This window comes from Synechococcus sp. CCY9201 (assembly GCF_034931105.1).
Lineage (GTDB): Bacteria > Cyanobacteriota > Cyanobacteriia > PCC-6307 > Cyanobiaceae > CBW1002.
This window is the reverse complement of the sequence record NZ_JAYGIC010000001.1, coordinates 20,265-41,271: the sequence shown is the minus strand read 5'-3', so window position 1 is coordinate 41,271 and position 21,007 is coordinate 20,265. Positions and strand designations below refer to the sequence as shown.

21 protein-coding genes are annotated in these 21,007 nt (G+C 63.0%); 4 read left to right on the top strand and 17 right to left on the bottom strand.

Annotation, left to right across the window (positions count from 1 at the left end; all coding sequences use genetic code 11):
• Nucleotides 1-86: 86 nt before the first annotated feature.
• Entirely contained in the window at nt 87-509 is a 423-nt protein-coding gene (locus tag VB716_RS00220; protein WP_197158131.1) for a hypothetical protein, read from the bottom strand.
• Between the two features lie 78 nt (nt 510-587).
• On the opposite strand from VB716_RS00220, the gene VB716_RS00215 reads away from it, so the two are divergent.
• The 3 genes from VB716_RS00215 to VB716_RS00205 all read left to right on the top strand — a co-directional run bounded on the left by VB716_RS00215 (nt 588) and on the right by VB716_RS00205 (nt 2,674).
• Entirely contained in the window at nt 588-1,157 is a 570-nt protein-coding gene (locus VB716_RS00215) for a SprT family zinc-dependent metalloprotease (protein WP_197158129.1), read from the top strand.
• 127 nt (nt 1,158-1,284) lie between these two features.
• Nucleotides 1,285-2,094 carry a hypothetical protein gene (locus VB716_RS00210; RefSeq protein ID WP_323246682.1) on the top strand — a complete coding sequence of 270 codons (810 nt, stop codon included), beginning with the start codon at nt 1,285-1,287 and terminating at the stop codon, nt 2,092-2,094.
• 58 nt (nt 2,095-2,152) lie between these two features.
• Nucleotides 2,153-2,674, top strand: coding sequence for a DUF1269 domain-containing protein (locus VB716_RS00205; protein ID WP_197158125.1), 522 nt, complete (start codon nt 2,153-2,155; stop codon nt 2,672-2,674).
• A gap of 80 nt (nt 2,675-2,754) precedes the next feature.
• Here VB716_RS00205 and VB716_RS00200 read toward each other — a convergent pair whose 3' ends face one another.
• The 16 genes from VB716_RS00200 to acpP all read right to left on the bottom strand — a co-directional run bounded on the left by VB716_RS00200 (nt 2,755) and on the right by acpP (nt 20,546).
• Nucleotides 2,755-3,264: a hypothetical protein gene (locus VB716_RS00200; RefSeq protein ID WP_197158123.1), complete on the bottom strand. Its 510-nt coding sequence runs from the start codon at nt 3,262-3,264 to the stop codon at nt 2,755-2,757.
• 155 nt (nt 3,265-3,419) lie between these two features.
• Complete coding sequence (locus VB716_RS00195; RefSeq protein ID WP_323246679.1) at nt 3,420-4,091, bottom strand: chorismate lyase; 672 nt, start codon at nt 4,089-4,091, stop codon at nt 3,420-3,422.
• A 99-nt stretch (nt 4,092-4,190) separates the two neighbouring features.
• Nucleotides 4,191-5,312 carry a hypothetical protein gene (locus VB716_RS00190; RefSeq protein ID WP_323269403.1) on the bottom strand — a complete coding sequence of 374 codons (1,122 nt, stop codon included), beginning with the start codon at nt 5,310-5,312 and terminating at the stop codon, nt 4,191-4,193.
• A gap of 9 nt (nt 5,313-5,321) precedes the next feature.
• A complete protein-coding gene (gene mnmG, locus VB716_RS00185) occupies nt 5,322-7,343 on the bottom strand; it encodes a tRNA uridine-5-carboxymethylaminomethyl(34) synthesis enzyme MnmG (RefSeq protein WP_197158118.1) in 2,022 nt (673 codons plus the stop codon).
• Between the two features lie 86 nt (nt 7,344-7,429).
• Nucleotides 7,430-8,296, bottom strand: a complete 867-nt coding sequence (gene fghA, locus VB716_RS00180) for an S-formylglutathione hydrolase (RefSeq protein WP_323269402.1) — start codon at nt 8,294-8,296, stop codon at nt 7,430-7,432.
• Nucleotides 8,297-8,493: 197 nt separating this feature from the next.
• Nucleotides 8,494-9,144: a hypothetical protein gene (locus tag VB716_RS00175; protein WP_197158114.1), complete on the bottom strand. Its 651-nt coding sequence runs from the start codon at nt 9,142-9,144 to the stop codon at nt 8,494-8,496.
• Between the two features lie 294 nt (nt 9,145-9,438).
• Nucleotides 9,439-10,551: an S-(hydroxymethyl)glutathione dehydrogenase/class III alcohol dehydrogenase gene (locus VB716_RS00170; RefSeq protein WP_416238061.1), complete on the bottom strand. Its 1,113-nt coding sequence runs from the start codon at nt 10,549-10,551 to the stop codon at nt 9,439-9,441.
• Nucleotides 10,552-10,709: 158 nt separating this feature from the next.
• Nucleotides 10,710-11,948, bottom strand: coding sequence for a PQQ-dependent sugar dehydrogenase (locus VB716_RS00165; RefSeq protein ID WP_416238062.1), 1,239 nt, complete (start codon nt 11,946-11,948; stop codon nt 10,710-10,712).
• Nucleotides 11,949-12,057: 109 nt separating this feature from the next.
• Nucleotides 12,058-12,249: a hypothetical protein gene (locus VB716_RS00160; protein WP_323269399.1), complete on the bottom strand. Its 192-nt coding sequence runs from the start codon at nt 12,247-12,249 to the stop codon at nt 12,058-12,060.
• A 93-nt stretch (nt 12,250-12,342) separates the two neighbouring features.
• Nucleotides 12,343-13,251: a TauD/TfdA family dioxygenase gene (locus VB716_RS00155; protein ID WP_323269398.1), complete on the bottom strand. Its 909-nt coding sequence runs from the start codon at nt 13,249-13,251 to the stop codon at nt 12,343-12,345.
• 3 nt (nt 13,252-13,254) lie between these two features.
• Nucleotides 13,255-14,421 (bottom strand): cytochrome P450, encoded by a 1,167-nt coding sequence (locus tag VB716_RS00150; RefSeq protein WP_323246665.1) that lies wholly within the window; start codon nt 14,419-14,421, stop codon nt 13,255-13,257.
• A 68-nt stretch (nt 14,422-14,489) separates the two neighbouring features.
• The gene (locus tag VB716_RS00145) at nt 14,490-14,984 is read right to left on the bottom strand and encodes a hypothetical protein (protein WP_197158106.1); all 495 of its coding nucleotides are present in this window, start codon (nt 14,982-14,984) and stop codon (nt 14,490-14,492) included.
• Nucleotides 14,968-16,446, bottom strand: coding sequence for an acetate--CoA ligase family protein (locus VB716_RS00140; RefSeq protein WP_323269396.1), 1,479 nt, complete (start codon nt 16,444-16,446; stop codon nt 14,968-14,970). Before VB716_RS00140 ends, VB716_RS00145 begins: the two co-directional genes overlap by 17 nt.
• 533 nt (nt 16,447-16,979) lie before the next feature.
• Nucleotides 16,980-18,986, bottom strand: a complete 2,007-nt coding sequence (gene tkt / locus VB716_RS00135; protein ID WP_197171149.1) for a transketolase — start codon at nt 18,984-18,986, stop codon at nt 16,980-16,982.
• Between the two features lie 61 nt (nt 18,987-19,047).
• Nucleotides 19,048-20,295: a beta-ketoacyl-ACP synthase II gene (fabF, locus tag VB716_RS00130; RefSeq protein ID WP_197158100.1), complete on the bottom strand. Its 1,248-nt coding sequence runs from the start codon at nt 20,293-20,295 to the stop codon at nt 19,048-19,050.
• 8 nt (nt 20,296-20,303) lie between these two features.
• Complete coding sequence (acpP, locus tag VB716_RS00125) at nt 20,304-20,546, bottom strand: acyl carrier protein (protein WP_197158099.1); 243 nt, start codon at nt 20,544-20,546, stop codon at nt 20,304-20,306.
• A gap of 164 nt (nt 20,547-20,710) precedes the next feature.
• Here acpP and psaC point away from each other — a divergent pair, with 164 nt between their 5' ends.
• A complete protein-coding gene (gene psaC, locus VB716_RS00120; RefSeq protein WP_007099573.1) occupies nt 20,711-20,956 on the top strand; it encodes a photosystem I iron-sulfur center protein PsaC in 246 nt (81 codons plus the stop codon).
• The last annotated feature ends 51 nt before the right edge of the window (nt 20,957-21,007 follow it).

Here is a 21,007-nt window from a genome sequence, read left to right as displayed (position 1 = left end):
GGGCCGCCACCGCCGTTGGGGGCGCCGCCCCTCGGGTCCGTCGTGCTCACGGCGGCCATCCTGCGCTGGCGATCACGCCGCGGCGATCAGGCCGCGGCCAGCCGCTGGATGCGGTCCACCCGCCAGGCCTCGTCGACCTTGGCGAAGGTGAAGTCGAGCGGCAGTTCCTCGTTGCCTTCCGATTTCAGCTTCACCGTGAGGATGACCTGGCCGTCCTGAATGCGGGGGCGGCCGCTCTTGAGGTTGCGGTACTTGTTGAGCTGCAGGCCGGCCAGAAAGCGGATGAACTGCTGGCGGTTCACGTGGGAGCGGTAGTTCTTGGTGGTGAGCAGGTAGGCCCCATCCACCTGGCCGCTGGCCACCTGGGTGAAGAACTGCTTGATCAGCGGGTTGATCCCCCTGGCGCTGATCACCAGCCGCACGGCACTGATGGTCCAGTACAGAAGCAGGGCGCCGGCTCCGGCCAGCAGGGCCTTGCTACCGATCGTGCGGGCCAATCCCCAGTCCATGTGCGCGCGGCTGCAGTTCAGAGCACCGGAGTCTGACGGACGGGCCGGTCAGACTGTCGCCGCGGGACCACCAACCCCATGACCCTGGAGCCCCTGCTGCCCCTGTTCCACCGCCTCGACCGGGAGCATTTCGACGGCAGCCTGGCGCCCGGCGGGCAGCCGCTGGTGACCCTGCGCTGGAGCGATGGCCGCCTGTCGCGTACCGCCGGCCTCTACCGCCGTGGCCGCCGCGCCGATGGCAGCGACCTCTGCGAGATCGTGCTGTCGCGCCCGCTGCTGGAACCGCTGCCGCGCCAGGCCACCCTGAGCACGCTCTGCCACGAGATGATCCACGCCTGGGTGGACCGGATCCTCGACCTGCGGGAAGTGCATGGCCCCCACTTCCGCGCCCGCATGGCATCGATCAACGCCCGCCAGCACGACTTCGTGGTGAGCCTGCGCCACAGCTTCCCGGTCCCCACCACCGCGACCCGCTGGATCGCCCACTGTCCCCGCTGCGGCCTGCAGGCCCGCTACCAGCGCCGCCGCCGCAACCTGGCCTGCCGCCAGTGCTGCGAGCGCTGGCACAACGGGCTCTGGCACGCCAGCTGCGTGCTGGTGTTCAGGCCGGCCCAGGAGCCTGTCGGGGCCGCTCGGCAAGGCCTCTAGGGTCGCGCCATGGACAGCTTTCTCTGGGCCCTGCAGTTCGGCGGTCTCACCATCGCGCTGGTGGGCCTGCGCCGGGAGCGGTGGCTGGCGGGGCGGCGTCGATAGGCTGAACCGAGCAGGTGGCCCGATGAGCGACGAACCCCGTTGGAACTCCCGGCCGGGCAGTGGGCGGCGCGGCGATGACCCGCTGGAGCAGCGGCTGGATCGTTGGGTGAGCGCGGGACGGCAACTGGTGGATGGGGTGTCCGGGGCTCGCCCTGGCTCGCGTCCGTCAGGGCGTGGAGCCACCCCCCGAGCCGGTTCACGGCCACGCCTCGACGACCTGGGCCGCTGGATGGGCGACAAGCTCGACTGGCTGCTCGATGACAACGACGACGACTGGCGCGAACCCTGGCAGCAGAACGACCCGACCCCCCGCCGGCCTGAACCCGAGCCGCCGGTGACGCGCTCCCGTGATGACGGGTCCGGTGATGGGCGATTTCCTGACGAGCGCTCGACCCGTTGGCGTTCCGGCTCCGGAGCATCCAGCGGCGGATCGTTCAACGCCGAACCGTTCACCACCGAACCGTCCGGGGTTGGACGTTCCAACCGGGGAGCGTCCCGTGCTGGACAGGGCACCGGTGGTCGGCGCCCCCTCGAAGCCATCTCCCGGCGCCAACGGGCTGGTGGATCCGCCGGCACCAACCCGCGGATCGCCAGCTCCGGCCCACGCGCCTCGCAGCCGGTCGACTCCCGTTCAGACCAGGCCAGGCCAGCCGAAACCAGGCCGCCCAGGAGCGAACCAGACACCCCGGAAGAGTGGCCTGATCAGGCCGACTTCAGCCTGACCCGCTGGCAGCGTCCCAGCCCCGGCACGACTCCAACGGCGCCCACGACGCCCATCGAGCGGGAAGCGGGCGGGCGGCCCCTGCCCCGATCCAGCCGTCGCCGGCCCTAGAGCTGGGCAGCGTCACCCATCCCCCTGCTTAGCCTGAACCTGCATTGGCGCAGAGATCATGAGCAGTCTGGTGGTGGTGAGCTTCCCGAAGGTCGAGGAGGCCGAGCAGGTCCGCCGGGAGCTGGTGGACATCCAGCGGGAGCAGCTGATTTCCCTGGAGGATGCCGTGGTGGTGGAGCACGACGCTGAGGGCCAGGTGCACCTGCGCCAGGCGATCAACCTGGCCGCCGCCGGTGCCCTGGGCGGCGGCTTCTGGGGCACCCTGGTGGGCCTGCTCTTCCTCAATCCCCTGCTCGGCGCCGCCGTGGGTGCCGGGGTGGGCGCCGCCTCCGGGTCCCTGTCGGATCTGGGCATCAACGACGCCTTCATGCGCGAGCTGGGCGAAACCCTGCCCAAGGGCAGTGCCGCCCTGTGCCTGCTGGTGCGGGAGGCCACGCCGGATCGGGTGATCGAGCGGCTGCGCACCCACGCCCCCCACGCCAAGCTGCTGCGCACCAACCTCAGCCACACCGACGAAGACCATCTGCGCGAGCTGCTTGACAAGGCGAGCAAGCAGGCCCAGGCCCTGCGGCTGGCCTGAGTTTCGCGGCACCCCTGGCCCTGGCGTGGGCAGGATCATGCCAGGGGTCTGGAAACAGGGGTCTGGAAAGGCCTTCCCCGCTACCTGAGGCTCTCGCGCCGGCCACCTTTGGGCTGAGCCATGCCGCTGCGTTTCGGTGGCTGGACCCGAAAGCTGGAGCCGAGCTGACCCAGGGCCAGGTTCACGGGCCGCACCAGCTCCTGGGGCAACTCGCTGGCCATCTCCTCGGCCGAGGTGCTGATTCCAGGCGCTCCCAGTTGGAGGGCGCTGAGCAGGTCGGCCCAGAGCGAAACCAGGGAGCGCTGGGCCATGGGCATCAGACCATCACCCTCCAGCACCGAGGCACAACCCTGGCGGCTCCAGAGGGCGCTGTGGTGGTGGTGGCGAGGCGGCCCCATCACGGCCAGGCCGAGTCGCAAGGCCTCCGCGGTCGGCTCGCCGCTGCGCTCCCGCAGGCCAGCCGCCACCAGGATGCGCCCCGTCTGCACGGCCGAAACGCCATAAAGGCGACCGAGGTCGGTGAGGCTCAGCCATTCCACAGCCGGGCCGGGAGAGGGCGGGCCAGTGCGCCGGGAGTGAGAGTTGGCCATGGCGGCATCGATTCAGACGTCCACATGCTCCGGCCGCCACGAAGGTCGTCAATCTGTCAACAACAAACAGTGACAACGCGTTACCAACTTCATAAAGCGTTGTTCAGAAGGGTGCCAATGGACATCAGGTCGATCGACATCAGAAGCGGCCGCCGTTAGAGGCTGTGGGCCAGCCTGGGGGCAACCGAGGCATGGCTGGGTATCGCTGCGGAGGATCCAACGGCCGGGGTACCAGCGGGCCCTAGCCAGTGCTCCAGCAAGGGAGAGAACACTTCGCGGATCACAGTCAGTTCCTGACCACCGCGAAAGAAGCGGTAATGGCGGCTCCAGAACGGTCCCGCCACCCCGAAGCCCCGCTCCAGCCAGGGAGCCTCCACACGGGCCAGGCCATCCACCTCCCGGAACAGCTCCGCACGGTTAGTGGTGAGGCTGCGCCAGATGGGCAGGCGCCGATCCTGGAGATGGGCTTCCGCCTCCGCCTGATTCCACCAGCTCTCGGCCCAGGCCAGGGTATGGGCGCCGCAACGCAGCCACACCTGGCGGCGCAACAGGGGAGGGGCCAGTTCAGCCACCTCAGCCGGGGGATGGGCGCCAGCTGGCTGTTCGGGCTCAGCTGCCATGGCAATCAGCTCCACCTGCACGGGCGTACCCGTAAGCAACTGCAGATGGCGGGTCGGGCTGCCATCGCCGAGCAACAGCAACTTCCAGGGCCCGGTGAGCGGCTGGGTGGCGGCGGCATCCAGGCCCGCCGTTGCCTCCACCACATCCTGATACGGGGCCTGCCAGAGAATCCGAGGCGAGGGCAGCAACGGAGCGGACCCAGTCATGCACAGCCTCAGGCCCGGAGATTCACCCTAGGCAGAGGCTTCGATCGACCGCGCCGAACAAGGAACTGAGGATCCAACCGGGATGGCGGAACCCTGGCCTCAGAAACCGCTGCTGATGCTGATGCGGCGTTGCTGGCCACCACGCTCGATCACGGCGCTGTCACCGGTGGCTGAGCGTAGTCGCCAGCCACTGCCACCGATCGACTCGCCCACTCCGGCCGTGGTGGAGGTGCCGCCCATCTGGAAGATGGCCGAACCTCCCCGGCCGGGGATCTGCACCACACCCACGAGCTGAGGAGCATCGCCACCGCCGCCGCCTCCCTCAGAGCCATCTGCACTGGCGCTTGAAGCCTGAGCAGAGCCCCCACCGCCTCCGCTGGAGGCCGGGGCAGGTGTGGCGATCGAGGAACTCACGGGCACCCTCAGGGGCGCGGCCGTGGGGGCACCGCCCTGGGGCAACGTGGCCAGCTCCTCCATCCAGGGCTCATCGGGCGGCGGCGGCGGCAGCGATGCACTGACTCCCTCCTCGGGGGGAGCGCCACGCTTGCCTTCGGCAGGGTCGGTGTTGCCGGCCGGCGTGGTTGTGGCGGCAGGGCCCAGTGCCCGCAGCCGCTCCACCAGCAGCAGATTTCTCTCTTGACGCAGGGCCTGCTGGGTGGCGTTCCAGTGGCTGAGCAGGAGCAACGAGCTGGCTCCCATGGCCAGGCAGGTGCCACCAAAACCAGCGAGCGCCAGGCCGGGACGCTCACTGACCCACTCGCCGAGCCGGCGGTGCCAGGGAATCCGGGTGATCTGGACTGCATTCGGCACCATGCCACGCCGACCGCTCGCGACCAGGGGATCAGCGACCAGCTGATGGTGCGGCAAAGGGGCATCCGGGGGCTCTGGCGGGGCTCCAGCCATCGGGGCGGCAGCCGCCGCCGGCGCTGTGGCTGCCGCCATGGGTTCGGCAACAGCCATCGGCGCCGGGACAGAGCCTGGAGATGTTGCAGTCTGCAGTCCGGCTTCCACAGCCTGCATCGCAGGGGCGACGGCCTGTTCTGCAGGCATCGGGGTCGCCGCCGCAGACACCCCGGCGGCGCTGAACAGCGAGCCGGCCACAGGCGTGTCGCACAACTCCACCTCGATCGTGGGGGCCGGATCGAAGACCCGGTTGAGGAGTTGATCGGCCTTGAGCTCCCAGTAGGCCCGGGAGGTGGGAATGCCTCGACGGGGCGACACGCGTGCGTCTCAGGAAGAGCGCCTCAACGTACCGACCTTGTCCAGGGTTGACGAGGTCGAAGGGGACGGTGCTGCGGCCGCCTCACGACGCTTTCGCAGCTCCAGCCAGAGCAGCAACGCGGTCACATCCGCCGGACTCACTCCCGGAATACGGGCCGCCTGCCCGAGGCTGAGGGGCTGGATCGCCGCCAGCTTCTCGCGAGCCTCCCTGGAGAGGGTGGCGATGGCGGCGTAGTCCAGGTCGGCGGGGATCGGGCGATGCTCCTGCCGTTGCACCTGGTCGATCTGCTGCTGCTGGCGGGCCAGATAGCCGCTGTACTTGATGTCGATCTCGGCGGCTTCCCGCACCACGGCCGGCAGCTCCGGATCGGCCAGCCCATGGCGCACCAGGGCAGTGGCATGGAATCCGGGGCGGCGCAGCAGATCGGCCAGCAGGATCGATCCCTTGATCGGCGCGCCGGTTTCGGCCTCCACCGCCGCGGCCGCAGGATCGCTCCCCTTAAGACGCACGGTTTCGAGCCGGCGTTTCTCGGCCGCGATCGCCTCCTGCTTGCGCTCATAGATCGCCCAGCGGCGGTCATCGATCAGGCCCAGCTCGCGGCCCAGGGGAGTGAGGCGGCGATCGGCGTTGTCGCCGCGCAGCATCAGGCGGTATTCACTGCGGCTGGTGAGCACCCGGTAGGGCTCGCGCAGATCCTTGGTCACCAGGTCGTCGATCAGGGTGCCGATGTAACTGCCTTGGCGGGGGACCTGCACGGGCGCCTGGCCGCGCAGCCGCCGAGCCGCATTGAGGCCAGCCACCAGGCCCTGGGCCGCGGCCTCCTCATAGCCGGTGGTGCCGTTGAGCTGGCCGGCGCTGAACAGCCCCGCGATCCGCTTGGTCTCCAGCGAAGGCTTCAACTGCGTGGCCGGGAGGTAGTCGTAGTCGACGGCGTAGGCGGGCCGCAGCATCACGCACTGCTCCAGCCCCGGCAGGGTGCGCAGCAGCTGCAGCTGCAGACGCTCGGGAAGCCCGGTGGAGAAGCCCTGGATGTAGAGCTCCGGGGTGTCGCGTCCCTCCGGCTCCAGAAAGATCTGGTGGCTGTCCTTATCGGCGAAGCGCACGATCTTGTCCTCGATCGAGGGGCAGTAACGCGGGCCGGCGCTGTCGAGGAAGCCGCCGTAGATGGGGGTGAGGTGAAGGTTGTCGCGGATCAGCTGATGGGTGGCAGCCGTGGTGCGGGTGAGGTGGCAGCTCATCGGCTCGCCGCTCACCCAGCTGGCCGGATCGAAGGAGAAGAAGCGGTCGTGGGCATCGCTCGGCTGCTCCTCCAGCTGATCGAGGGCCACGCTGCGGCGATCGACCCGGGCCGGGGTGCCGGTCTTGAGGCGATCGGTGCGGAATCCGAGGGCCTGCAGGGCTTCGGTGAGCCCCTCGGCGGCCTGCTCGCCGGCGCGACCGGCCGGCATCGACTGATTTCCCACCCAGATCTGGCCCCCCAGAAAGGTGCCGGTGGTGAGCACCACGGCACCGGCTTCGTAGGTGCTGCCGAAATAGGTGCGCACCCCCAGGATGCGGCCAATGGGGCCGCTGATCGGGCCACTGCCCTGGGAAGCGGCTGGCGGCAGGGGCTCACCACTCTCCAGCTCCACCTCCAGCCCCGTGACCATCGCCTCGCGCAGGTGCAGGTTGGGGGTGTGCTGCAACAGCTGCAGCATCTGGCGGGCGTACTGGCGCTTGTCGGTCTGGGCGCGCAGGGCCCACACCGCCGGACCGCGGCTGGCATTGAGCACCCGTTTCTGCAGGGCCGTGGCATCGGCCAGGCGACCGATCACGCCGCCGAGGGCATCGACCTCGTGCACCAGCTGGCTCTTGGCGGGCCCGCCCACCGCCGGGTTGCAGGGCTGCCAGGCGATCCGATCGAGGTTGAGGCTGAACAGCGCCGTGGACAGCCCCAGCCGCGCCGCCGTGATCGCCGCCTCGCAGCCGGCATGGCCACCGCCCACCACGATCACGTCGAAGGATTCGGTGGGGGGTGCGGAGAAAGCCATGAGGGAAATGTATGGCGTGTGCCGCCACGGCGGGCGCGGGCGAGGTGCGAGCAGCTCAGCAGCTGAGCAGCTGAGCAGCTGAAGCTTCAGCCGATCAACGCGCGGGCGTGGTGTCGCAGATGGTCGTCGATGAAGCTGGCGATGAAGAAATAGCTGTGGTCGTAGCCTTGCTGGAGGCGCAGCTCCAGCGGCTGGCCCGCAGCCCTGCAGGCGGTTTCGAGGTCGTGGGGCCGCAGCTGCTCGGCCAGGAAGGGATCGGCCGTGCCCTGATCCACCAACAGCGACAGGAGATCTCCGTCGGGTCCCCGCAGGGTGGCGCCGCCCTCCAGCAGGCCACAGGCATCCCAGGCAGCCCAGCTCAGAGGATCGGGACCGAGCAGGTGATCGAACGCCTTGCGGCCCCAGGGGCACAAGCTGGGATGGGCGATCGGTGCGAAGGCCGACACGGAGGCGTAGCGACCCGGGTGGCGCAGGCCGGACACCAGGGCCCCATGGCCCCCCATCGAATGACCGGCGATGCCGCGCCGATCGGAGCGAATCGGCAGCTCCGCCTCGACCAGGGCCGGCAGCTCCTCGACCACATAGCTGTGCATGCGGTAGTGGCGACGCCAGGGCTCGGCGCAGGAGTCCACGTAAAAGCCGGCGCCATGGCCGAAATCCCAGCCGCCATCCGGATCGCCCGGCACCTCTTGCCCGCGCGGGCTGGTATCGGGCAACACCAGGGCCAGGCCCAGTTCCGCCGCCAGCCGCTGGGCACCGGCCTTCTGGCCGAAGTTCTCATCGGTACAGGTGAGGCCCGACAGCCAGTGAAGGGCCGGAACAGACCCGCCGGCGAGGGCCTGGGGGGGCAGAAACACACCGAACACCATCTCGCAGGCCAGCTGCCGGGAGCGGTGCCGGTAGCGGCGATGGAGACCACCGAAGCTGCGACTCTCGGAGAGCAGGGTGAGCATCCCAGGGGACCCGCAGTGATTCGGCCTATCTTATCTGTTCTGGAAAGATGTTCCAAGAACGGATGGATGCTTGATCAGGATGCAGAGCCGGGTGCGGACATGCTGAATTGAAGCCACTGCATCAACCCCTCGGAAGACAGCCGGGGCCACCCAAGACGACCCACCGCCAACCGTAGCGCGGCCAACAAGAGATAACTTTAAGGCGGAATCTCTATATCCAGACGCCTGTGGTCTTCGAAGACACATGTCGTGTTCATTTTGAATCCCTGCTCAGGAAACCATGCGAGATAGCGCCGATCACCTTTCTTCTCGTTCTCTGAAAGGTTTTTCTCGAACTTCTCTTCTGGCGTGTCGGCAAGAAACAGGTAAAGGCGATCATTGCGAATGATCCATGCGTTCAGGCTTACGGCTGGACCCAGGCAGTCACGTGCCCATACAAACTCCGGCTCAAATTCATTGGAGATTCCCCAGGAGCAGAAACCGCCATTCCTGGGGATGAACCGGCTTGGCGACTCAGCGAAACGCCTCATGTTTTCGCTGTTATGAAAATAGTATGTATAGCCAAGATGCACGTGCCTATAGGCCGGCTTGCCCCGCGCGGGAGGAGTGCCATCCGCACGGCTGAAAAAGGAAACGACATCGGCGCCACCAAGAACCGGATACGCCTTATTGGTGCAGTTGACGAGCGTTGGTATATGCGGACATTTGGGAATTTGAGATGCCGCGTAGAAGTTCGCCAGAAGAAATAGAAAGGTGGCCATGCCCGCCAAGCCTGCCAGCGCCTTGGCGAGACTATTGAAGGACTTTCGAGTCCCTGCGGGATGGCTCGCAGCAGCTGGAAGAGGCATGGATGGGTGTTCAGTTGGTTGTCGGCTAGATGGCCATCCATCGATTCACCGGATCAGGCGTCGAATCTGTCGACAGCAATTCCGTGAGATCCCACTTTCAATCGATCCCCTTGTCTCCGCCTCGGCTGTCTTGCCGAAGAATCATCAGCATTAGGATTTTTCACATCATTCAATTTACCCTGCAATGGATTTGCCTGCCTGAAGAGGACCCATCATTCGCCTGCCAGAACGATGACCCTTCGGGTGAATACCCTTGGAGAGGCAATCGCCGGTGTGACGTCATGGTGCAGCCGATCAGAAGTGAATCACCGAGCGGATGCTCTGGCCCGCATGCATCAGCTCGAAAGCGCGGTTGATCTCATCCAGCCCCATCGTGTGGGTGATGAACGTATCGAGGGGGATCTCTCCCTTCTGGAATCGTTCCACGTAACCAGGCAACTCGGTGCGGCCTCGTACACCACCAAAGGCCGAGCCACGCCAGACCCGGCCGGTCACAAGCTGGAAGGGACGGGTGCTGATCTCCTGGCCGGCACCCGCCACCCCGATGATCGTGGATTCACCCCAGCCCTTGTGACAGGACTCCAGGGCGGCACGCATCACATCGACGTTGCCGATGCACTCGAAGGAATAATCCACACCCCCATCAGTGCGGTCGATCAGCACCTGCTGAATCGGGGCAGCGTAATCATGCGGGTTGAGGCATTCAGTGGCGCCAAGTTGTTGGGCAATCGTGAACTTCTCCGGGTTCAGATCAATGCCGATGATCCGCGAGGCCTTGGCCATCACCGCGCCGATCACCACCGCCAGGCCGATACCACCCAGACCGAACACGGCCACCGTGCTGCCGGGCTCCACCTTGGCCGTGTTGAGCACAGCACCGATGCCAGTTGTCACCCCGCAGCCAAGCAGACAAACCTTGTCGAGCGGTGCCTGCTTGCTGATTTTCGCCACAGCGATCTCCGGAAGTACGGTGTATTCGGAGAACGTAGAAGTACCCATATAATGATGAATCATCCGCCCCTGCTTCGAGAAGCGGCTGCTGCCGTCGGGCATCAATCCCTGGCCCTGTGTGGTGCGAATCGCCTGGCAGAGGTTGGTCTTGCCGGAGAGACAGAATTTGCATCGTCGACATTCCGGCGTGTAAAGCGGAATCACGTGATCGCCCACCGCCACCGAGGTCACCCCAGCGCCCACCTCCTCCACGATCGCGCCACCTTCATGGCCCAGGATCGCAGGGAACAGGCCCTCGGGATCAGCGCCTGAAAGGGTGTAGGCATCGGTGTGGCACACGCCCGAGGCCACCACCCGCAGCAAGACCTCACACTCCCGAGGCGAAGCCACGTCCACTTCGGTGACCTCCAGGGGCTGGCCTTGGGCCCAGGCCACGGCGGCGCGGGAGCGGATCATCGGCTGTGTGCTTCGGGTTCTCATCCTCTCCTGTCGCCGGGGCCAGGCCGACCCAACGGCGGCGGCCAGACGCATGGTGCAAGCCCCCCTGGCCCACCGCCTCAGGTTGCCGTGTTGAGCCAGCACGAGTAACTCCTGCCACTCGCCCTGCCGCAGGGCTACGTCCCAGCGGGGCGTAACCGCAACAGCCGGCCCTGCGGAGCATCGGTGAGCACATAGAGATCACCATCGGGGCCCTGACGCACATCACGCACCCGCTCGCCGATGGGAATGATCGATTCAGCGATCACATCGCCTGATTCATTCAACTGCAACCGGCGCACGCTTCGGGCCACCAGACCACCCGCGAAGAGGTTGCCGCGCCACTGGGGAACCCGATCTCCCTGCATCACGGCCAGGCCGGATGGAGCGATGGTGGCCATCCACACCCGACGCGGATCGGCGAATCCCGGCGAAGAGCTGGTGGGTGCCACGGAACGACCACTGTCGTATTCCCTGCTATGGGACACGATCGGCCATCCATAGTTGATGCCGGGGCTCAGCAGGTTGAGTTCATCCCCGCCGCGCGAACCGTGCTCCGTGGCCCACACGCTGCGGCGCACCGCGTCATAGGTCATGCCCTGGATGTTGCGGTGGCCGAGACTCCACACCGCCGCATTGGCTCCCTTACGGCCTACGAAGGGGTTGTCTGGAGGAATGGAGCCGTCCTCGCGGAGGCGGATCACCTTACCCAGGTGACTGGCCGGATTCTGGGCCTGAAGGCGGATCCAGGCGCCGTCCAGGCTCACCGGAGGATTGCCGCCATCACCGATCGACACCAGCAGGGTGTCATCGGGCAACCACACGAGACGGGATCCGAAGTGCTGGCCACCGGCCTTGGTCCGGTTCACCTCAAAGATCACCTGCCAGCCTCGCAGGGTCCGTCCATCGAAGCGAGCCCGGGCGACCCTGGTGCCGTTGGCCTGCTGATCGCCATGGGCATAGCTGAAATACACCCAACCGTTGTCGGCGAAGCCGGGATGCACCGCGACGTCGAGCAGCCCCCCCTGGCTTGAGGCGAACAGCTGCTCGGCCACCACATCCGCGGCGACCGGGGCCACACCAGCCACCGGAACAGGATCAAGCGTCCCCGCCCGAACGATCCGCAGGCGTCCCGGCCGCTCGGTGATCAGCAGATCGCCGTTGGGCAGCCAGTCCATGCCCCAGGGGTGCTCCAGCCCTTGCACCACCGGGGTCAGCGTCACCGGCTCCACGGGCAAGCCCTCTGGATCCGGACTCAACAGGGTGGCCGGGCGGGCGGCACCGGAAGCGGCAGTTTGAGCAGAGCCACCAGTTTGCGCGGCACACTGCGACAGTCCAAGCCCAAATGCCGCAACGACGGCACAACCGATCCCCAGGGTGATCCAGGGGGCCGAGTGGCTGCGAAACCGCTTAAGGGAGGAGAGCATGCCTTCTGGGCTGAGGGTTCCAGTCTGCTGGGATCACCGCATGTGGTGGAACCGTCGATCAGCTCAGGGCAGGCGCGATACCCGTTGGGGCCGTTGCAGGAGTGCTGCTGAGTGGCAGATGCTTGTCCGCCGCGGTGTCAGTCGACAGATTGACGTCCCAGGCCTGGAGTAGTTCAGCGCGTAGCGTCCGCTCGAACTCGCCGGCTTCAGCCGGGTACTGGCTGCGATGCGCGATCAGGGTGGTACTCAATTCAGCCCAACGGCGGGGTGTCAAGATGTCAGGCAGAAGGGGTTGCCCAGCCCAAGGACTGCGAGGGAACAAGGTCGCGAAAGATTCAAAACCTCAGCACCATCTTGATCGTTCAGCTGGAGCTGGCTTGGTCAGCCTGCCAAATCTACAAACCAGTTCATCGCCTACAGCAACAGCGGAAGCTTTTCGACCATGCATGACCCTTGTATTGTCAATCACAACCATTTCTTTAGGGGCCAGAGTCAAGATATGCATGCATCGCTGATGCGCCTTGATGATCTCCACCAATTCTCTATCAGCAAATGGCCCTCCCCCACCCCAGGAAATGCCATTGCTTGCATGGCAATAGATTTTGCCAGCATTATCGACACCAGCCGGTAATGATGCAAGATGGGCGAGCATGCCATTGGCAAAAGCTTCACGGCCTGAAGACCAGGAGCGACGCAGCGGGGATTGACGCCAAAGAAGACTCAGAATTTCCCCTTTCCATTGATAGGACAGTTGAGGGCAAGTGCTCAATAACATCTCAAGATCATCTCGATGATCAAGCCCGAATTCAGATTGCCAACGCTCCTTTCCCCACTCCATCTCGTAGACAACTCCCTCACGTCGCAGTCGCATCTCCAGGCTGCTCGGCAAATGCCAAAGCATGCTTTCTCCATCAACCAATGTGAGTTGGCCACCAAGGTGGACTGGTATGGATCGGAGTGCAGCAAAGATACAGAGATCAGGCATGGGCAGAATTGGACGATATGCACGCTCAGAATGTCCAAGCACTTCCTTTTGCCCGCAGGGAGCATGATGCAGAGTGCCCCCTGGAAAGGGAGCCTGATAAACTTGCCTGCCGATACTGGGAAGCACCTCAAGGGAAAGCTGTTCCGAAAGTTTTCGAAGTCCAGTAATGCCCCCATGGGGAGCAGGCACCAATGCCCATCCGCGCTCTTGCAACGACTCCATCACAAAGCGAGTCAGTCTCTGACTATTAAAAACAGACGGATTCACAGCTCACGCACCAACCAGCACAGGCAAGGACTGCAGAGATCGGATAAAGCTATTCCGGGACCAGACAACTTCCCCTGAAATGCGAGCTCTAGGGAAGTGCTGGAGAAAAGCCTGCACAGCAACCTCGGCTTCCATGACAGCAAGATGTCTCCCAAGACAATGGTAGCTGCCGCGACCAAACGCAAGATGCGGATTAGGGAATCGATCAATCTGGAATGTGTCGGCATCAGTGAATATCTTTTCGTCTCGATTTGCGGAGCCAAGGATGACCGAGACTTGATCACCGGATACGAAGCGATGCGCTCCGATGGCTACCTCATCGATAGCCATGCGGAAGGTCGAGCGCTGAAGGGGAGCTTCAAAACGCAGAGTCTCATCAACTGCTCCCTTGATAAGACCAGGGTTGGCATGGAGCAAGCCAAGTTGATCTGGATTGCTCAACAATAAGTTCAGACAACTACCAATTAAAGCAATTGTGGTTTCATGCCCAGCAAACATCAGCAGCATCAACATCGCAGCTGCCTCGTTGCCAGCAAGAAGATGAGCCTCTTGAGCATCTAGCAATGCCTCTAGCAAGGAATCCTCACGCGGTCGCCATGCGCCCTTGAGCCCCGCTTGAAACAATTGCTGAAGTTGGCGGAAAGCCAAAGCTTTGGCCGCGAGTGAACTATCGTTGACGGCAAGATCATCAGAGGCGGCTGTAATCCTACGCGAAAGGTCTCGAAGGAGTGGTATTTCTTCCTGTGGCAGCCCAATGAGACGAGCAATAACAGAGAGAGGCAGCAGCTCCGCATAAGCTGGAACAAGATCGATCACGGAATTGAGTTCCATAACCTCTAGCAGCTCAATGGAGCTACACCTCACAACTTCTGCATAGGCAGAAACGGGTTTCCTTCGGAAGAAGCCCTCGACCAAATGGCGCAATCGCTTGTGATCAGGATCATCCTGAAACAACATGCTGTCATCAAATCCTGCCTCAGCTTCCTCATCCTTTGCATCTGCACTGCGTTTGCTGAAGTGAACAGTATCCGCAAGCACCGCCTGAGCTTGAGCATAAGTACTGAGCAGCCATTTCCCTTGAGCTCGATTAGCCTCACCAGGATGATGGGGGATAAAGAGCGGCTGGTCAAGCCTTCTCATCTCTGCATACACAGCATATGGGTCATTCACCAAAGCACTCAATAGAGAGTGCGAAGACCAGGATCTCTGCATGTTGCTTTCCAAGCCTAGATTGAATTCTAACAACGGAATCCTCCTCGCTGCTCCAACAAGAAGAGACCGTCGCCAGAATCGCGAACCGTAAATCGTGCATGGATATAGGCCATGCCACCGATAACCCGAAACGACTTGCACTTCATGTCGACACGGATGTTCTGCCGTGAGCGGATCGGCCTGCGTAGAGAGCATCTGCACTCGCGCATCCATGCTTCCTGGGCCTTGCAAGGCAATTCAAGTTTTTTGAACAACCAGAAAAGACTGAGCTCTGCGCAGAACTCCTGCGAACTGAACACTGAAAGATGAAAGCCTCCTGGATCTGTTGACGAGGAGAAAGGATTGAGAATATCCACCATGGCTTGAAGGATCTCGCCATCAATGCTCACTTGCTGAATACACCATTGCTCCTTAGCTTTACCGCCATGCAGATAAGCCGACTGATACGGCTCCAAGTCATTCGGATAGAATTGCTTGGCTGCTGAGCTAGTTTCTATCATCTTCCTATTCTCGGCCACCATTTACAAAATATTCAAGCAGGGCTTCAAGTGTATCAGTGCGATGACAGGAATGGCACATCTGCTTCAGCGTTGACCACAGCTTCCCTTCCGGTTGGAGGGATTGGCTCTGCCCATTGCATAGATTGTCAGCACTCGTGCAAACAATGAGTTTGTCGAAGCGATCAATGGGCAACCCATCCACGGCCAAAGAGTCATGCCAAGGCGCCAAGATTAGATGTCGTAGATGCTGGCAGCCAAGCAGCATAGATGTTGCCAGAAACTGATCCTCAGGCGGCCCACTCAAGCACTCATCATCAAGGAAGACGCCATCCTGGCCCACCAAGCCAATACCACCAGAATCGCCCTGCCGGCGACGTCGGTCAAGGCTGTCCTTCAAAGGCAACACACTCTCAAGTCCTAGCACAACATCAATGGGGATACGTCCATCCCCTCCGAGTAATTTATTTAGGAGTACATCGTGTCCAGTTGCTATTTGAGGCTGAGCATTCACCTCGCAGATGATGCCACCTGTCTGCAACCATGATTCACTGATATCAGGGAGCAGAAGATCTACACCCGCAAGGTCAAGATGTAAGGCCTCTGCTGCTCGAATTGCGAGGCGGAGATTATCGGGATGAGCACTGTCAAGAGCAGGAACAATCTCACCTCCGCGGGAGATGTTTGCAGCCCCACGAAGATAAACAGTATCCCCATCAGTTGGGATGCTCGCCGGGGTGAGCCCCTGATAGGCCAACATCCGCTTGGCCTCCAGATCAAGCTCAATCGGCATGCGTTGTCCACCCTGACTGCCAACGACTTTCGCAATCTCGAGATTCTTAAGACTTAAGAGCTCAAGAATGGTACTTTTACCATCACCCCTGACAAATCCAGGGCGACGCTCAACCACTCTGAATATTGAGCCTTGATGAACATGAACCCGATAGTCACGACTTGAATAGTATCTTTCAACCAAGACTTGATGACTGCGCGCAAAAATCGCATTAGCGGCTTCTCTGACTTCTTCCTCACTGGATAACCTCACGTGGACTTCCAGGCCCCCATCAGCATTTCGGGGCTTGAGGACAACAGGCAAACCAAACTGACTCGCGAGTTGCCAGGCATGGTCCACTGATCTGGCCACTTCGCCCTCAACGACTGGCAGGCCAGCGTCACGGAGAATATTTTTTGTAAAGAGCTTGTCTTTCGAGGCATTGCAGCCGATGGCGCTGTCAAATTGCGTTACAGAACTATCCATAAGAATTGAAGTGAAGCCCCATCCATATCTGTGCAATCTGCCGGTGATTCGTTTTGTCGGAATGTTCATCGCTTGAGCTGCCGCAAGCAAGCGCAAGGAGTTGACTCCTTGCGGGAGGCTCTCCTGCATATCTTTTTTGCATTTGAACAATCTTGCAGGGATTTGAGCTGTTTCCTGGCGATCCTCCTGGTTCAAAGATAAAATAGTGCATAATCGCAACAATTCCAAGGCTGGCCTCCACGTGTATTCACTTGCGGGAAGTATTAGCAAATAGGAATCGACACCTCGAAGCGCTCGGCCCCTTGGAATAGCCCTTGAGGGCAGGCCTATGTTCCGCTGGGTTGCGTCAGCTATTGCCAGGAATACTCTTCCGGCTGGATCGCAAGTTTCGACAGAAATATTGCGAAGGCTATTTTCGTATTCAGAGCTCGTGATCTGAAGTGTGGACAGACACAGATCCTTTACTGTTGCCAGCCTGTTCATTCCTATCTTAAAGTACCTTGCCAGCTCCCACTTAATCCATAGAGAATAAGGCTCAATACCCGGTAGAAACCCGCGCTGAACGCGCAAGAGCTTGAGACAGTGTGCAGCTTTGACCATAAACTTCAATCGCAATCAAGCCTACACAAAAGCATCTCTTGCGAAGATATAAAGAGGCTAGCATGCAATATTGATGAATAATTTGCCCAGAACAAGCCCCGCATGTCTGGCAGGGCCTGCTCTGGGACAGGGTGGCGTCTCAGTATGTGCTTCTCAACGGATCAGCCCAGAGCCTTGGCCTTGGCCACCACGTTGTCCACGGTGAAACCGAACTTCTCCAGACACACAGGACCAGGAGCCGAGGCACCGAAGCGGTCGATCGAGACAGTGTCGCCATCGAGGCCCACGACTTTGTGCCAGCCGAAGGAGCTGGAGGCTTCCACAACCAGACGCTTGCGCACGGCCGCCGGCAGCACGCTGTCGCGATAGGCGGCGTCCTGCTCCTCAAACAGTTCCACGCAGGGCATCGACACAACGCGCACGTTCTTGCCGTCGGCGCGCAGCTGGGCAGCGGCCTTGGTGCAGAGCTCAAGCTCGGTGCCGGAGCCGATCAGGATCAGCTCGGGGGTGCCGTTGCTGTCTTCCAGGATGTATCCACCCCTAGCCACAGCGGCGGCGCTGGAGTTGGCCTGGTTGGCCATGGCCTGCCGGCTGAGGGCCAGCACGGTGGGGCGCTTGCGGTTGGTCACCGCCACCTGATAAGCGCCGCTGGTTTCATTGCCATCACCAGGGCGGATCACCAGCAGGTTGGGGATCGAGCGCAGGCTGGCCAGGGTCTCCACGGGCTGGTGGGTGGGGCCGTCTTCGCCGAGGCCGATCGAATCGTGGGTCAGCACGTAGATCACACCCAGTTCACTGAGGGCCGAAAGGCGCATGGCGCCCACCATGTACCCCGCAAACACCAGGAAGGTGCCGCCATAGGGGATCAGGCCACTGCCGTGATAGGCGATGCCATTGAGGATCGCAGCCATGGCGTGCTCGCGCACACCGAAGTGGAGGTAGCGATTAGCTTCTCCGCCCTTCTGAAAGCTGGCCTCACCCTTGATGTCGGTGAGGTTGGAGTGGGTCAGGTCGGCGGAACCGCCGATCAGCTCGGGCAGGGCAGGGCCGATGGCGTTGAGGCAGTTGTAGGAGTGCTGCCGGGTGGCCAGACCCTTGTCCGTCGCGGCGTAGGCGGGCAGCTTGGCGTCCCAGCCCTGGGGCAGTTCACCGCGCAGCATCCGCTCGAACTCGGCGGCTTCAGCCGGGTACTGGCTGCGATAGGCGCTCAGGTTGGCGGTCCACTTGGCTTCGGCGGCTTCACCGCGGCTGATCGCCTGGCGCCAGTGGTCGTAGGCCTCCTGAGGCACTTCGAAAGCGCCGTAGCTCCAGTCAAGAGCCTTGCGGGTCAGCTCGGCCTCGTCGGCGCCGAGGGCTGCGCCGTGAACCCCGGCGGTGTTGGCCTTGTTGGGAGAGCCGTAGCCGATCGTGGTGGTCACCTTGATCATCGACGGCTTGTCGGTGACCGCCTTGGCCTCTTCGATGGCCCTGGCGATGGCGGCCACATCCGTGTTGCCGTCGGGCACATGAATCACATGCCAGCCATACGCTTCATAGCGCTTCAGCACATCCTCGGTGAACGACACCGCAGTGTTGCCGTCGATGGTGATGTGATTGTCGTCGTAGAGAGCAATCAGCTTGCCCAGGCCCAGGTGGCCGGCCAGGGAGGCGGCTTCGCTGCTGACGCCCTCCTGATGGCAGCCATCGCCCATGATCACGTAGGTGGTGTGATCAACGAGCGTGCAGCCGGGCTTGTTGAACTTGGCGGCCATGTGAGCTTCGGCGATCGCCAGGCCCACCGCATTGGAAATGCCCTGACCCAGGGGTCCGGTGGTGACTTCAACCCCGGGGGTCTCGAAGGTTTCAGGGTGGCCCGGAGTCTTGGAGCCCCATTGGCGAAACTGCTTGATGTCGTCGAGGCTCACTGAGTCGTAGCCGGTGAGGTGCAGCAGCGCGTACAGCAGCATGCAGCCGTGGCCGGCCGACAGCACGAAGCGATCCCGGTTGAACCATTTCGGATTCCGGGGGTTGTGCTTCAGCACCTTGTCCCACAGGGCGAAGGCCATCGGCGCGCAGCCCATGGGCAGGCCGGGGTGGCCCGAGTTGGACTTGTTGATCGCGTCGACCGCAAGGAAGCGGATGCTGTTGATGCAGAGACTTTCGACCGACGTGGGGGTGGCGACGACCATGGGTGGCAGCGAAGGGGTAAGGGGTAGAGGAGTCCGTGGGCCGGGCCCGGGAGAGCCGGGATCAGCGCATCCGACGGAAGGCGAGACAGACGTTGTGACCACCGAAACCGAAGGAATTGGAGAGCACCACGTTCAGCTTCTGTTCCCTGGCCTGGTTGGGAACGACATCCAGATCACAGGCCGGATCCGGATTTTGGTAATTGATCGTAGGGGGTACGAGGTCGTGGCCAATCGCCAGCACCGCCGCCACGGCCTCGATGCCGCCGCTGCCGCCGAGAAGGTGGCCGGTCATCGACTTGGTGGAGCTCACCGGAATCCGGTAGGCATGATCACCGAGGGCCGCCTTGATGGCCGATGTCTCGTTGCTGTCGTTGGCCTGGGTGCTGGTGCCGTGGGCGTTGACGTAGTCGACCTGCTCGGGTTCGAGGCCCGCATCGCGCAGGGCCAGCCGCATCGCCTCAGCGCCTCCAACGCCTCCCGGAGATGGGGAGGTGATGTGATGGGCATCGCAGGTCATGCCGTACCCCACAACCTCGGCCAGGATTTCGGCATCGCGGGCCCTGGCGTGTTCCAGGCTCTCCAGGACCAGAATTCCCGATCCTTCTCCGATCACGAAACCGTTGCGCTCGGCGTCGAAGGGGCGACTGGCAGTAGCGGGATCATCGTTGCGGAACGAAAGCGCCTTGGCGCTGGCAAAGCCAGCCACACCCAGGGGCGTGATCGCCGATTCGGCACCACCGCAGATCATCACGTCCGCCAGACCCATCTGGATCAGGCGGTAGGCATCGCCGATGGCGTTGGAGCCGGCGGCGCAGGCCGTGGCCACGGCGGTGCTCGGTCCCTTGGCGCCGAGGGCGATCGCCGCGAGGCCGGTGGCCATGTTGGGGATCATCATCGGCACGCAGAAGGGACTGACCCGATCCGGCCCGCGATCCTTGAGCACGTGCGCCTGGGTCTCCATCATCAGCAGGCCGCCCACGCCGGAGCCGATCGCAACGCCGACGCGGTGCTGATTGCTCTCGTCGACCACGAGGCCGGCATGGCCCACGGCCTGTTTGGCCGCCACAACACCGAACTGGCAGAACCGGTCCCAGCGCTTGGCTTCCTTGGGCTCCAGCCAACCCTTGGAATCGAAGTTCTTGACTTCCGCAGCAAAGCGGCAGGCATGGCGCGCCGCATCGAACAGGGTGATCGGTGCCACCCCATTACGTGCTGCGCTCAACCCTTCCCAGTATTGGGAAACGTCATTTCCGATCGGTGTGACCGCGCCGAGACCTGTGACGACGACGCGGTGGAATCCCTCCACCATCAATCGCCTCAGGCTTGCTTGTCCAGGATGTACTTGACGGCATCGCCGACCGTGGTGATGCCTTCGGCAGCCTCGTCGGGAATCTCGATGTCAAAGGCCTCTTCCAGGGCCATGACCAGCTCGACGGTATCGAGCGAGTCGGCGCCCAGATCGTTCTGGAAGTTGGATTCGGGCTTCACCTCGCCGGCGTCGACGCTGAGCTGCTCGGCAACGATCGAACGGACTTTCTCGAAGATCGCTTCCTGGGACATGGCCGCTGGGGAGGGAGGCCGCATCCTACGGGTCGCCCTGAACCGCCCCCCTCGGACTTATGAACAAGGGTGACGGCCTCGCGCCCCGCCGACCTGCTCTCCGGCCGGTGTGGGTACGTTCGTGGCCACGCCGTTCGTTACCGGCCACCTCCGCACCGAGGCACATGTCCCACGCCGTCAAGATCTACGACACCTGCATCGGCTGCACCCAGTGTGTGCGCGCCTGCCCCCTCGACGTGCTCGAGATGGTGCCCTGGGATGGCTGCAAGGCCGGCCAGATCGCGTCCTCTCCCCGCACCGAGGATTGTGTCGGCTGCAAGCGCTGTGAAACCGCTTGCCCCACGGACTTCCTCTCAATCCGCGTATACCTGGGCGATGAGACCAGCCGCTCCATGGGCCTGGCCTACTGAATTGGAGCTGAACAGCCAGCTTCAGCTCAGCGACCAATCAGCTTGTCGCAG

Excerpts from the sequence above, each read along its gene's own strand:
- VB716_RS00220 (WP_197158131.1), bottom strand. The coding sequence starts at position 509 with ATGGACTGGGGATTGGCCCGCACGATCGGTAGCAAGGCCCTGCTGGCC.
- VB716_RS00215 (WP_197158129.1), top strand. The coding sequence starts at position 588 with ATGACCCTGGAGCCCCTGCTGCCCCTGTTCCACCGCCTCGACCGGGAG.
- VB716_RS00210 (WP_323246682.1), top strand. The coding sequence starts at position 1,285 with ATGAGCGACGAACCCCGTTGGAACTCCCGGCCGGGCAGTGGGCGGCGC.
- VB716_RS00205 (WP_197158125.1), top strand. The coding sequence starts at position 2,153 with ATGAGCAGTCTGGTGGTGGTGAGCTTCCCGAAGGTCGAGGAGGCCGAG.
- VB716_RS00200 (WP_197158123.1), bottom strand. The coding sequence starts at position 3,264 with ATGGCCAACTCTCACTCCCGGCGCACTGGCCCGCCCTCTCCCGGCCCG.
- VB716_RS00195 (WP_323246679.1), bottom strand. The coding sequence starts at position 4,091 with ATGACTGGGTCCGCTCCGTTGCTGCCCTCGCCTCGGATTCTCTGGCAG.
- mnmG (WP_197158118.1), bottom strand. The coding sequence starts at position 7,343 with ATGGCTTTCTCCGCACCCCCCACCGAATCCTTCGACGTGATCGTGGTG.
- fghA (WP_323269402.1), bottom strand. The coding sequence starts at position 8,296 with ATGCTCACCCTGCTCTCCGAGAGTCGCAGCTTCGGTGGTCTCCATCGC.
- VB716_RS00175 (WP_197158114.1), bottom strand. The coding sequence starts at position 9,144 with ATGCCTCTTCCAGCTGCTGCGAGCCATCCCGCAGGGACTCGAAAGTCC.
- VB716_RS00170 (WP_416238061.1), bottom strand. The coding sequence starts at position 10,551 with ATGATCCGCTCCCGCGCCGCCGTGGCCTGGGCCCAAGGCCAGCCCCTG.
- VB716_RS00145 (WP_197158106.1), bottom strand. The coding sequence starts at position 14,984 with ATGGTGGCCGAGAATAGGAAGATGATAGAAACTAGCTCAGCAGCCAAG.
- tkt (WP_197171149.1), bottom strand. The coding sequence starts at position 18,986 with ATGGTCGTCGCCACCCCCACGTCGGTCGAAAGTCTCTGCATCAACAGC.
- fabF (WP_197158100.1), bottom strand. The coding sequence starts at position 20,295 with ATGGTGGAGGGATTCCACCGCGTCGTCGTCACAGGTCTCGGCGCGGTC.
- acpP (WP_197158099.1), bottom strand. The coding sequence starts at position 20,546 with ATGTCCCAGGAAGCGATCTTCGAGAAAGTCCGTTCGATCGTTGCCGAG.
- psaC (WP_007099573.1), top strand. The coding sequence starts at position 20,711 with ATGTCCCACGCCGTCAAGATCTACGACACCTGCATCGGCTGCACCCAG.